The organism is Bacillus sp. FSL M8-0166 (genome assembly GCF_038008825.1).
Lineage (GTDB): Bacteria > Bacillota > Bacilli > Bacillales > Bacillaceae > Bacillus > Bacillus safensis.
Genome location: NZ_JBBOZZ010000001.1, coordinates 3411859 through 3424627 on the forward strand (window position 1 = coordinate 3411859; position 12769 = coordinate 3424627).

Annotated in this window: 13 protein-coding genes; 12 read left to right on the top strand and 1 reads right to left on the bottom strand. The window is 42.9% G+C overall.

The window, feature by feature from the left end:
• Positions 1 to 115: 115 nt before the first annotated feature.
• The 12 genes from NSS92_RS17530 (at position 116) to NSS92_RS17585 (ending at position 12280) form a co-directional block, all read left to right on the top strand.
• Entirely contained in the window at positions 116 to 1489 is a 1374-nt protein-coding gene (locus tag NSS92_RS17530) for an amino acid permease (RefSeq protein ID WP_340870073.1), read from the top strand.
• 309 nt (positions 1490 to 1798) lie between these two features.
• Entirely contained in the window at positions 1799 to 2836 is a 1038-nt protein-coding gene (locus tag NSS92_RS17535) for a sugar-binding transcriptional regulator (protein ID WP_267586669.1), read from the top strand.
• A 31-nt stretch (positions 2837 to 2867) separates the two neighbouring features.
• Positions 2868 to 3875, top strand: a complete 1008-nt coding sequence (gene gap, locus NSS92_RS17540; RefSeq protein ID WP_007500174.1) for a type I glyceraldehyde-3-phosphate dehydrogenase — start codon at positions 2868 to 2870, stop codon at positions 3873 to 3875.
• A gap of 213 nt (positions 3876 to 4088) precedes the next feature.
• Positions 4089 to 5273 carry a phosphoglycerate kinase gene (locus NSS92_RS17545; protein ID WP_340869629.1) on the top strand — a complete coding sequence of 395 codons (1185 nt, stop codon included), beginning with the start codon at positions 4089 to 4091 and terminating at the stop codon, positions 5271 to 5273.
• A 30-nt stretch (positions 5274 to 5303) separates the two neighbouring features.
• Positions 5304 to 6065, top strand: a complete 762-nt coding sequence (tpiA, locus tag NSS92_RS17550) for a triose-phosphate isomerase (RefSeq protein ID WP_017359213.1) — start codon at positions 5304 to 5306, stop codon at positions 6063 to 6065.
• Positions 6058 to 7593 (top strand): 2,3-bisphosphoglycerate-independent phosphoglycerate mutase, encoded by a 1536-nt coding sequence (gpmI, locus tag NSS92_RS17555; RefSeq protein ID WP_267586667.1) that lies wholly within the window; start codon positions 6058 to 6060, stop codon positions 7591 to 7593. Before tpiA ends, gpmI begins: the two co-directional genes overlap by 8 nt.
• A 30-nt stretch (positions 7594 to 7623) precedes the next feature.
• The gene (gene eno / locus NSS92_RS17560) at positions 7624 to 8916 is read left to right on the top strand and encodes a phosphopyruvate hydratase (protein ID WP_003212752.1); all 1293 of its coding nucleotides are present in this window, start codon (positions 7624 to 7626) and stop codon (positions 8914 to 8916) included.
• 256 nt (positions 8917 to 9172) lie between these two features.
• Positions 9173 to 9442, top strand: coding sequence for a hypothetical protein (locus NSS92_RS17565; RefSeq protein WP_039181508.1), 270 nt, complete (start codon positions 9173 to 9175; stop codon positions 9440 to 9442).
• A 58-nt stretch (positions 9443 to 9500) separates the two neighbouring features.
• On the top strand, positions 9501 to 10268 hold the full coding sequence (locus NSS92_RS17570; protein ID WP_267586666.1) for an ATP-binding cassette domain-containing protein: 768 nt from the start codon (positions 9501 to 9503) through the stop codon (positions 10266 to 10268).
• A complete protein-coding gene (locus NSS92_RS17575) occupies positions 10240 to 11637 on the top strand; it encodes a hypothetical protein (RefSeq protein WP_340869634.1) in 1398 nt (465 codons plus the stop codon). Before NSS92_RS17570 ends, NSS92_RS17575 begins: the two co-directional genes overlap by 29 nt.
• A complete protein-coding gene (locus tag NSS92_RS17580; RefSeq protein WP_340869636.1) occupies positions 11634 to 12002 on the top strand; it encodes a hypothetical protein in 369 nt (122 codons plus the stop codon). Before NSS92_RS17575 ends, NSS92_RS17580 begins: the two co-directional genes overlap by 4 nt.
• On the top strand, positions 11999 to 12280 hold the full coding sequence (locus tag NSS92_RS17585) for a hypothetical protein (protein ID WP_048237467.1): 282 nt from the start codon (positions 11999 to 12001) through the stop codon (positions 12278 to 12280). The genes NSS92_RS17580 and NSS92_RS17585 overlap by 4 nt, the downstream gene beginning before the upstream one ends.
• Before the next feature lie 22 nt (positions 12281 to 12302).
• On the opposite strand, the gene NSS92_RS17590 is transcribed toward NSS92_RS17585, so the two are convergent.
• Positions 12303 to 12767 carry a GNAT family N-acetyltransferase gene (locus tag NSS92_RS17590; protein WP_340869639.1) on the bottom strand — a complete coding sequence of 155 codons (465 nt, stop codon included), beginning with the start codon at positions 12765 to 12767 and terminating at the stop codon, positions 12303 to 12305.
• Positions 12768 to 12769 lie beyond the last annotated feature (2 nt).

Below are 12769 nucleotides of genomic sequence, written 5' to 3' on the forward strand. Positions count from 1 at the left end.
CTTTCTCCCTTTTTCTTTCAACGAACAGCGAATTTTGTCAAAGGATGATGAATAGAAGAGTGAAAGTGGGGAAAATGATTTGAAGCAAGAGCAGCATAATGAACTAGAGCGTTCCATGAAAAGCAGGCATCTCTTTATGATTGCCTTAGGAGGCGTCATAGGTACCGGTCTTTTCCTTGGGTCAGGACTCATTATCCATCAGGCTGGACCCGGGGGAGCCATTCTATCCTTTATCATTGGCGGATTGTTAATGTATTTGGTGATGCTGTGTCTTGGAGAATTAGCGGTGGCGATGCCGACAGCGGGTTCCTTTCAGGAGTATGCAACCAAATATATAGGTCCGTCCACAGGCTTTATGATCGGCTGGCTTTATTGGTTTAGCTGGGCATGTACAATAGGACTGGAGTTTACGTCAGCAGGCATTTTGCTCCAAAGGTGGTTCCCAGATATCCCTGTTTGGCTGTGGTGTCTTGCATTTAGCGTGATTTTATTTACCGTGAATGCCATCTCAGCTCGCAGCTTCGCTGAAACCGAGTTTTGGTTTTCGGCCATTAAGGTCGCTGCCATCCTATTGTTTATTATCATTGGAATTGGCGCAATTTTCGGAATGATTCATCTGAAAGATGGAGAACCAGCCCCTCTATTTCGTCATTTGACGGATCATGGCGGACTATTTCCTAACGGCGTTTTTGCTATTTTATTAACCATGGTCACGGTCAATTTCTCCTTTCAAGGAACAGAACTTGTAGGGATTGCAGCAGGAGAGAGTGAAAGCCCTGAAAAAACATTGCCGCGATCTATACGAAATATTATTTGGAGAACGATGGTCTTTTTCGTTTTATCCATTGCGGTTCTGGCCGCACTTCTTCCGTGGCAGACAGCAGGCACCGTCGACAGCCCGTTTGTCGTCGTGCTGGACAAGGTCGGCATACCGTATGCTGCAGATATCATGAATTTTATCATCATCACAGCGGTCTTATCTGTAGCAAACTCTGGATTATATGCATCATCACGTATGCTTTGGGCGCTTTCGAAAGACGGGAAAGGACCTGACTTTACGAAAAAGCTGTCCAAGCGTAAAATTCCGATCAATGCACTATTGGTGACAATGGTTGTATCTGCACTATCCCTGCTGACAAGTGTTGTGGCACCAAAAACGGTGTATGTGTGGCTCATTTCAATTTCTGGTATGGTCCTTGTTGTGGTGTGGATGTCCATTTGTTTGTCCCAGTATTTCTTTAGAAAACAATTCATAAAGGCCGGCGGAGATGTAAAGGATCTCGTCTTCCGAACACCGCTCTATCCATTTGTTCCACTAGCAGGCTTTATCGCATTTGGCATCGTTCTCATCAGCTTATTTTTTATCGAGGATCAGCGGATCGGTCTTTATTGCGGAATCCCGTTCATGGTTGCCTGCTACATTATTTATTATCTCAAAATCAAACCGAAGGAAGAGGCAAAACAGCTTGGAACCATCACGAAAACATAAGCAGGTCCTGAAAAAAATGTGCATGCTGATCTCACCAGCATGCACATTTTCAATCATGAATACATTTTATATAAAAGAAAATAAATATTTTGAAAAGAAATATCATAGCAAGAACCTTGATGACAAGCAGGCTATCGGTGAAAATGTGTCTATTTTTTGTCTAAATGTGTTTGTAAGAGTTGAAAATGCAAGATTATCCTGTTAAAATAATTAAAGAAAGCAGGGATTGATTTTTTTTGGCTGTGGCGGGACGTTTTTTGTCACAGTGGGACGTTTTTAGTCCAACGTGAAAAGAAAGGGTCGTTAGCCATGAATCATTTATTGGAAGCTCAAAAAAAATTATTGCCAGATCTTCTCATTGTTATGCAAAAACGCTACGACATTTTGCAGTACATCAGATTAGCTGAACCAATTGGCCGCAGAAGTCTTGCGACGAGTCTTGGTCTCAGCGAGCGAATCTTACGAGCTGAAGTTCAGTTTTTAAAAGAACAAAATCTGCTGGATGTCAAAACGAGCGGCATGATGCTGACGAGTGAGGGTCACGCTTTGCTTGAAATGCTTGAAGGAATGATGAAGGACGTTTTAGGTTTAACCTTTTTGGAAAATACATTAAAGAGAAAGTTAGGCCTGGAAGAAGTCATGATCGTTTCTGGTGACAGTGATGAATCCCCGTGGGTGAAGCAAGAAATGGGAAGAGCTGCTGTCCAATGCATGAAAAAAAGGTTTACTGGAAATAATATCGTCGCCGTCACTGGCGGAACGACGATGGAAGCCGTTGCCGAAATGATGACCCCTGATGCCAAAAACCGCGATATGATGTTTGTCCCTGCGAGAGGCGGTCTTGGGGAGAATGTAAAAAATCAGGCAAACACCATTTGTGCCCACATGGCTGAAAAAGCTTCCGGTACTTACAAACTGCTGTTTGTTCCAGGGCAGCTGTCAGAAGGTGCTTACTCTTCCATTATTGAAGAGCCGTCCGTCAAAGAAGTGCTTCAAACGATTAAATCGTCCACGATGCTTATTCATGGTATTGGTGAAGCAAAAACAATGGCGATGAGACGAAATACACCAGCTGAAGATTTAAAAAAGATTGATGAGCATGACGCAGTGACAGAGGCCTTTGGCTATTACTTTAATCGTGATGGTGAGGTCGTACACAAAGTGCACTCCGTCGGCATGCAGCTAGATGATCTAGAAAGCATTCCAAACATCATTGCTGTTGCAGGTGGATCATCAAAGGCGGGGGCGATTGAAGCTTATTTCAAAAAACCACGCCGAACGGTTCTCGTCACAGACGAAGGAGCCGCAAAAGAGTTATTAAGGGAGTCAATTGATCCCTCAATATAAAACATTGTTACCTATAAAAGGAGGAAACATCATGGCAGTAAAAGTCGGTATTAACGGATTTGGACGTATTGGACGTAACGTATTTCGTGCAGCATTAAATAATCCTGAAGTTGAGGTAGTAGCGGTTAACGATCTAACAGATGCTAACATGCTTGCACACCTTTTACAATATGACTCTGTTCACGGAAAACTAGATGCAGAGGTTTCTGTAGACGGTACAAACTTAGTAGTGAACGGTAAAACAATCGAAGTATCAGCTGAACGTGACCCTGCGAAATTAAGCTGGGGTAAACAAGGCGTAGAAATCGTTGTTGAATCTACTGGATTCTTCACAAAACGTGCAGACGCTGCTAAACACTTAGAAGCTGGCGCTAAAAAAGTCATCATCTCTGCTCCTGCTAACGAAGAAGATATCACAATCGTTATGGGTGTAAACGAAGACAAATACGATGCAGCTAGCCACGATGTCATCTCTAATGCATCTTGTACTACGAACTGCTTAGCTCCATTTGCAAAAGTACTTAACGATAAATTTGGTATCAAACGCGGTATGATGACAACTGTTCACTCATACACAAATGACCAGCAAATTCTTGATCTTCCGCACAAAGACTACCGTCGTGCTCGTGCAGCTGCGGAAAACATCATCCCAACTTCTACAGGTGCTGCGAAAGCTGTTTCACTTGTATTGCCTGAACTTAAAGGTAAATTAAACGGTGGCGCTATGCGTGTTCCAACACCTAACGTTTCTTTAGTTGACCTTGTTGCTGAATTAAACCAAGATGTAACAGCTGAAGACGTAAATGCAGCACTTAAAGAAGCAGCTGAAGGAGAACTTAAAGGAATCCTTGGCTACAGCGAAGAGCCATTAGTATCTGGTGACTACAATGGTAATGCAAACTCTTCAACAATCGATGCTCTTTCTACAATGGTAATGGAAGGCAGCATGGTGAAAGTGATCTCTTGGTACGATAACGAGAGCGGATATTCTCACCGCGTTGTTGACCTTGCAGCTTACATTGCAAAACAAGGTCTTTAATTTCTCACACTGAAGGAACTCACTTGGTTCTTTCCTAGAGACACGATATAATGAAGACGGACAAGGGAAGGGGAAGCATCCCTTTCCCTTTTTCTCTGTATTTATCCGTTCTGCACGATTTCTCGTTTTGATGAGGGCAAAATGGGAAAAGGATAAAGAGAGACTTGTCCAATGCGTAAGGAAACCAGAATAAAGGAGGATCTCCTGACGAGCATGAATAAGAAATCAGTAAAAGACATTGATGTAAAAGGCAAAGTTGTGTTCTGCCGCGTAGATTTTAACGTTCCAATGAAGGACGGAGAAGTGACGGATGATACTCGTATCCGCGCAGCATTACCAACGATTGAGTATTTAACAGGACAAGGCGCAAAGGTACTGCTAGCTAGTCATTTGGGTCGTCCGAAGGGTCAAGTTACTGAAGAACTGCGTCTGACACCTGTGGCAAAACGTCTGCAAGAGCTTCTTGGAAAAGAAGTGAAAAAAGCAGATGAAGCTTACGGCGACAACGTGAAAAAGCAAATCTCTGACTTAAAAGAAGGAGATGTGCTAGTGCTTGAAAACGTTCGTTTCTATCCTGGTGAAGAAAAGAACGATCCTGAATTATCAAAAGCATTTGCTGATTTAGCCGATGTGTATGTCAATGATGCGTTCGGTGCTGCACACCGTGCACATGCATCCACAGCTGGTATTGCAGCTTATCTTCCGGCTGTTTCAGGCTTCCTCATGCAAAAAGAGCTTGAGGTTCTAGGAAAAGCCATTTCAAACCCTGATCGCCCATTTACAGCGATTATCGGTGGCGCAAAAGTAAAGGATAAAATCGGTGTGATTGAAAGTCTTCTTGATAAAGTGGACAACCTCATCATCGGCGGCGGACTTGCTTACACATTTGTGAAAGCACTAGGCCACGAAGTAGGGAAATCTCTATTAGAAGAAGACAAAGTAGATTTAGCGAAATCCTTTATGGACCGTGCAAAAGAAAAAGGCGTGAACTTCCTGATTCCAACAGACGTTCTGGTAGCCGACGACTTTTCAAATGATGCGAATACAAGCATTGTGCCAATTTCTGAAATTCCAAGTGATCTAGAAGCACTTGATATTGGAACAGAGACAAGAGACAAGTATGCTGACGTTATTAAAAACAGTAAACTTGTTGTCTGGAACGGACCAATGGGTGTATTTGAAATCGATGCATTCGCTAAAGGAACAAAAGCAATCGCAGAAGCACTGGCAGAAGCAAAAGGTACATATTCTGTCATTGGCGGTGGAGATTCAGCAGCAGCAGTTGAGAAATTTGGTCTTGCAGATCAAATGAGCCATATTTCTACAGGCGGCGGCGCTTCACTTGAATTTATGGAAGGCAAAGAACTTCCTGGTGTTACTGCATTAAACGATAAATAAGACCAAAACTGCTATAAGGAAGTGTCAATCATGAGAAAACCAATTATAGCTGGGAACTGGAAAATGAACAAAACACTTGGCGAAGCAGTCAGCTTCGTTGAAGAAGTCAAGTCATCTATTCCATCTCCTGACAAAGTGGAATCCATTGTCTGTGCGCCAGCTCTTTTCCTTGAAAAGCTAAACAGCCTTTCAAACGGAACAGACCTTAAAATTGGTGCACAAAACATGCACTTTGAAGAAAATGGTGCATTCACTGGTGAAATCAGCCCTGCTGCTTTAAAAGATTTAGGCATCGGCTATTCAGTGATTGGGCATTCAGAGCGCCGTGAATTCTTTGCTGAAACAGATGAAACAGTGAACAAAAAAGCACATGCTGCATTCAAGCATGGCATCGTTCCAATTATTTGTGTAGGTGAAACGCTTGAAGAGCGTGAAGCTGGCAAAACAAATGAACTTGTCGCTGATCAAGTGAAGAAGGCACTAGCTGGTTTAACGAAGCAGCAAGTAGCTGAATCTGTTATTGCATATGAGCCAATCTGGGCTATCGGTACAGGAAAATCTTCTACAGCGAAAGATGCAAACGATGTTTGCGCACACATCCGCCAAACCGTTGCAAGCGAATTTGGTCAAGAAGCGGCAGACAGTCTTCGCATTCAATATGGCGGAAGCGTGAAGCCGGCAAATATTAAAGAATATATGGCAGAATCCGATATTGACGGTGCTTTGGTAGGCGGCGCAAGCTTAGAACCTCAGTCTTTCGTTCAATTATTGGAGGAAGGTCAATATGAGTAAGAAACCAGCTGCATTAATCATCTTAGATGGATTCGGTTTAAGAGGCGAAACAGTCGGTAACGCTGTTGCCCAAGCAAAGAAACCGAACTTCGACCGCTACTGGAACGAATTCCCGCATCAAACCTTAACGGCTTCAGGTGAGGCAGTAGGCCTCCCAGAAGGTCAAATGGGGAACTCTGAAGTTGGGCATTTGAACATCGGTGCAGGACGCATTGTATATCAAAGCTTAACAAGAGTGAATGTTGCCATTCGTGATGGGGAATTTGAGAAAAACGAAACGTTCCTAGATGCAATGACTTATGCAAAAGAGAATGACAAGGCGCTTCATTTATTTGGACTCTTGTCAGACGGCGGTGTTCACAGTCACATTCAGCATCTTTTTGCCCTGCTGAAGCTGGCGAAAAAAGAAGGCTTAACAAAGGTATACATTCATGGCTTCTTGGACGGACGTGATGTTGGTCAGAAGACAGCCAAAGTGTACTTGAAACAGCTGGAAGAACAAATCAAAGAAATCGGTGTCGGTGAAGTGGCAACACTTTCTGGACGCTATTACTCAATGGACCGTGACAAACGCTGGGATCGTGTGGAGAAAGCGTACCGCGCGATGGCGTATGGTGAAGGCCCAAGTTATCAAAACATTTATGATGTCGTTGATGACTCCTATGAAAATGGAATCTACGATGAATTCGTTATTCCATCTGTCATTACGAGAGAAAATGGTGAGCCGGTTGCAAAAGTAAACGACGGCGACTCTGTGATTTTCTATAACTTCCGTCCAGACCGTGCCATCCAAATCTCGAATACTTTCACAAATGAAGATTTCCGCTCGTTTGACCGCGGAGAAGCTCATCCGAAGAATTTACACTTCGTCTGCTTCACACACTTCAGTGAAACGGTTGATGGTTATGTTGCCTTCAAACCAGTGAATTTGGATAACACAGTAGGAGAAGTGCTTTCTCAAAATGGATTGAAACAGCTGCGGATTGCTGAAACAGAGAAATATCCTCACGTGACGTTCTTTATGAGTGGTGGACGTGAAGAAGAATTTCCTGGTGAAGACCGCATCTTAATCAATTCACCAGATGTGGCAACCTATGACCTCAAGCCGGAAATGAGCGCTTATGAGGTAAAGGATGCACTTGTTGCAGACATCAATGCTGACAAGCATGATGCGATCATTCTGAACTTTGCTAACCCGGATATGGTTGGTCATTCAGGTATGCTTGAGCCAACAATCAAAGCCATTGAAGCAGTAGATGAGTGCTTAGGAGCTGTAGTCGACGCAATCCTGGCAAAAGGCGGACATGCCATCATCACGGCAGACCACGGTAACGCAGACGTGCTCATTACCGAAGAAGGAAAGCCGCATACTGCACATACAACGAATCCTGTACCAGTCATCGTGACGAAAAAAGGTGCGACGCTTAGAGAAGGCGGCATTTTAGCCGATCTATCTCCAACGCTTTTAGACTTACTTGGTCTTGAAAAACCAAAAGAGATGACAGGAACATCATTAATTCAGAAATAAAAAAATTGATTCAAAAGGAGAGAAATAACGATGCCATACATTGTTGACGTATATGCACGCGAAGTATTAGACTCTCGCGGTAACCCAACAGTTGAAGTAGAAGTTTACACAGAATCTGGCGGCTTTGGCCGTGCGCTTGTTCCAAGTGGTGCTTCTACTGGTGAATATGAAGCAGTAGAACTACGTGACGGAGACAAAGACCGTTACCTTGGAAAAGGTGTTCTGACAGCTGTAAACAACGTAAACGAAATCATTGCACCAGAGCTTTTAGGCTTTGATGTAACAGAACAAGTAGCGATTGACAAAATGTTAATCGAACTTGACGGAACAGAAAACAAAGGGAAATTAGGCGCAAACGCAATCCTTGGCGTATCTATCGCTGTAGCACGTGCGGCTGCTGATTTCTTACAAATTCCACTTTATCAATACCTTGGTGGATTCAACTCCAAAACGCTTCCAGTACCGATGATGAACATCGTCAACGGCGGAGAGCATGCGGATAACAACGTAGACATTCAAGAATTCATGATTATGCCTGTAGGTGCACCGAACTTCCGTGAAGCACTTCGCATGGGCGCTCAAATTTTCCATAGCCTGAAATCTGTATTAAGCGCAAAAGGCTTAAACACAGCTGTAGGTGACGAAGGTGGATTCGCTCCAAACCTTGGTTCTAACGAAGAAGCACTTCAAACAATCGTTGAAGCGATCGAAAAAGCTGGCTTCAAACCAGGTGAAGAAGTGAAACTTGCAATGGATGCTGCATCTTCTGAGTTCTACAACAAAGAAGACGGTAAATATCATTTATCAGGCGAAGGTGTTGTGAAAACATCTGCTGAAATGGTTGACTGGTATGAAGATATGGTATCGAAATACCCAATCATCTCTATCGAAGACGGCCTTGATGAAAACGACTGGGAAGGTCACAAACTATTAACTGAGCGCCTTGGCAGCAAGGTTCAGCTAGTAGGAGACGACTTGTTCGTTACAAATACGAAGAAGCTTTCTGAAGGAATCAAAAACGGCGTTGGTAACTCAATCCTAATCAAAGTAAACCAAATCGGTACATTAACTGAAACATTTGATGCAATCGAAATGGCAAAACGCGCAGGATACACAGCTGTTATCTCTCACCGTTCTGGTGAAACTGAAGACAGCACGATTGCAGACATCGCTGTTGCAACAAACGCTGGACAAATCAAAACAGGTGCTCCGTCTCGTACGGACCGTGTGGCGAAATACAACCAATTACTTCGCATCGAAGATCAATTGGCTGAAACAGCACAATATCACGGCATTGCAACATTCTATAACTTGAATAAATAATATCAGCTATGCGCTGCGTCCCACTCTTTCATGAGAGCGGGACGCAGCGTTTTTTTGTGTTGAGCGAAATCCGATGGCTAATTCATTTGGCTTATCCTATTTCTGTAAAAAATCCTCCTTCAGTTAGAGATGAAGTCAAAACCCTTCCATTTATAAGCACTAAATCATGAAAAATCGACTAAAAATATGATCTGAAATGAACTTATGCTTTCTGTAAGGGAGTGGTATCATTTTACATATATTAGGGGGTGATGAGATGCTGAATCCTTTTAGCCTTCGTTTTCCAGTAGGTGTGTATATGTATGTTCTTCACCTATTGGCGGCATATGATGAAAGGAAGCAACGAATTCTAACTTCTAAGAATGTACAGAAAAACGCATTTTGGATTTATGTTCTTGCCGCTATATTGGGCATTATTTCACTTGGAGCATTGATTTGGGCATGCAAGACCTTTGGACAGGGCTCCAAATTTTTAGGAGAGTTCAAATTATTGGGCATGTACGTTAAAATCCAGTGCGGTTTTTAACAGAGATGAGAACAGATGCAATGTCATCTGTTCTATCTAAAACAAACGGAGGGTCATGATGCTGACATTACGATTAAAAGAAAAAACATATAGCCGCACCTTCTCTCTCCGTAATATTCAAATGAATGTTGAGAAAGGGCAGATGCTGCTGCTTTTGGGTCATAATGGTGCGGGGAAGACGACGATGATCCAATCCATGTTTGGGTTGACGCCATTTATAGGATGCGTCACTTTACATGGTAAACAGCTGAACCTTCAATCCTCAGATCATATCTCCTTGTTGAAAAAACATGTTTCCTATATTCCTGACGACCATTCGTTGTTCGATTATTTATCGCCGAGGGAATACTTTCAATTACTTCAGCTGCCAAATGAGCAAGATGTCACACGGGAAGAGACATTCGTCGATCTGTTTGAGCTGGGTTCATATATGGATCAGCCTATCGCTCAGCTGTCTCATGGCAATCAAAAGAAAACGCAGATCATTTCCCAGCTCCTCAGGCCATGTGATTATTATGTGTTCGATGAGCCAACGAACGGACTTGATCCAGATATGATGATCATCTTAAAAAAGGTGCTCATGAAGCTGAGAGATCAAGGCGCTGGCATTCTCATTTCAACCCATCATTTGAGCTTTGGTGATACGCTTTATGACCATCTTATGATCTTGAGAAATGGTGACGTCAAGCTGGATATGTCCCGCCAAGAAACGAATCAGACATTTCCTCATCAGGCACTTGAAGAGATTTATAAAGAAGTGAATCGAGATTACTATATGCAGGTGGAGAGGTTACTCAATGATCTGGACACGACACGTTCTTCATAAAATAGAATGGGGGATGCTGACAACAAAAGGAAAGCAGCTCGCAAAAAAGTACCCTATACAGCTTCTCGCAGCCGTGGTTTTTTTCTTGCTCATGTATGCGATATACGTCGTCATCAGCCTGCGCTTTTTTATACAGGCAGGAGAAAGTGAGCCGGCTGCTCTATACCTCCAATTGATAAAAATGACGCTTTTACTTTTAGGCGCAGCTATTGTTTTATCGCGCAATAAATTGAAGCGACAGGAGTATCAATTCTACTTTTTAAATAGTGCGATACAAAGTGTGCCATTTGTCCTTTGTGTATATTTCTTTCCGGTGCTCTTTTGTTTCCTTATGGTTGGACTGCTTTTTTTACCCATTGTATTAGGCCTTTTGATCAGTGGTCAGGCACTATCTCTGTATTGGATAACGGCTGTATGCATGACTTGCTGTGTACTGGCGCTGCTTGCGCTTGCTTCTTGGATGGTGATGCGGATTGCTGTGAGCCATTTCGTATCAAAAACAAAAGAGCATTTGCTGCTGCAAACGCTCGGCTTTGCGGTGTTGAATCTATTGGTGTTTCTCCTTTTGCAAAAAGCAATGGAGATGATCCGCGTATGGCCATCAGTCTATCTCATATTTCTGGTGATCCTTCTAAGCGCTGGCTGGCTATGGCTGAAGGGGTTAGCGGCTTCTTATGTCCATCGGATGTTTTTGCAGCTGAAAACAGAGGTGAAGTCGTTTTCTTACAAGAAAATCAGAACGCAATCTTCCTTTCTGACGCACCTGCGGCAGGAATTGGTCTATTTCAGCCGGTCAGCTGTTTTTAAAGAACAGGGCATTTTGTTTCTATTTCTCGTTTGTTTGACGGCGGGGCTGCCATTTGTTTTTACACCGGTAGAAACCGGCTGGCTGTATGCCTTTATTGTGCAGTATGCATTAAAGGAAATATTGATCATGCTTCCGCTGATGATTGGCAGAGAATATCATATAAATCAAAGGGCCATCTTTATGTTAAATACATCAAAGGGTGCTTATTTATTGTCGAGAATTTTATTTTATTACGCAATTAATTTGTTGATATATTTTGTGTTTATTGGGCTTGCATCTATGGTGATAGGCATTGAAAGTGAAGGGCATGGCCTCGCAAGTTTGTCCATTTTGTTGATCACTGCCATGGCGGCCTGTACAGGGTTTATTGTGAAGATCAGTGAGTTTAATAAACTGTTTGTCATCGTGATGATGATTGCTGTATTCAGCTTTATCGATATGCTTTTATTGAAGTGGCTTTCAACAGATGTGTATCTTCTCGCTACCGCCTATCTGCTAGGTTCACTTGCATTTTATAGCTGTATATATGCTGTCATGTTAAAGAGGCCTGTCTTGCGATGATAGAGCTTGTGTTTAGTTTCCTAGCGGTTGTGGTGATACATGAACTCGGTCATATGCTGATGGTCATGTTGTGTAACAAAATCGAAAAAAGGCCGCCCTTTGATTTTGTGATAACGATTGATTGGAAGCATGTGGCGATCGTCCATGAAACATTTGCCCGGCCGAGCTTCAATATGATGGTGGCACTTGCAGGGCCGCTCTTTCCGGTGCTTTGTTCGATTGTGCTTTTTATGATATGGAAGCATCCGGTCAGTCATCAGCTGCTGTTTTTTTCTTTACTAAATACGGTGATGCTGCATCCAGCTTGCCCAGACGGGAAAAATATCACAGCCAGTTTAAAAGAGATGAAGGAGAGGAAGAGATGATTAAAGTATTTCATTCGTTTTCCAGCGGCTTAACACTTGCAATGCTGTATGTATTTGCTGTGTTTATGACCCCTGTTTTTTTACTGCTGCTAGAGGTCAATCATGTTGAATCAAGTCCAACAATGTTTGGCATGCCATTTTATATTATGAAAATTGAAGAGTATCAATTCAGCTCGGAGGCGACGCTCTTTGGATGTGTTGTCTGCTTTTTAGCTGGCGCCGTGCTCTATTTCTTCATTCAATATGTGAAGCATGTGGTAAAAAAGCGCAGAACATAAAAAAAGCAGACGGAACAAAACATCAGTCTGCTTGCAAAGTGAGTGACAGCCGTACCATATCCATACACTGAATGCCATTTTCAAAAATCGGTTCATCATAATGCTTAAGAAAGAAATCGTGGTCAATAGATGTCATGCGGAAGCCGCATTTCTGATAAAGTGCGAGCTGCTGAATGCTCGAGTTGCCTGTGCCGATTTCAACCGTGTGAAAACCGGCGGCTTTCGCTTCAGCAATGGCATGGCGGATGAGCTGCTTCCCAATTCCTTTTCCTTGCCATGATTCCTTCACGGCGATATTGATGATTTCGACTGTCTGCTGAGACAGAGATAAAAGTACATAGACACCAATCACGTCCTGTTCATGATACGCGGCATAACAAGAGCCGGATTGCACATAAGTAAGAACCTTTTCCTTTGAAGGATCAGCTAAGAGTAAAAGATCCATAGGTACAGACTGATTACCTGCCAATGGTCGAATGTGTATCATGT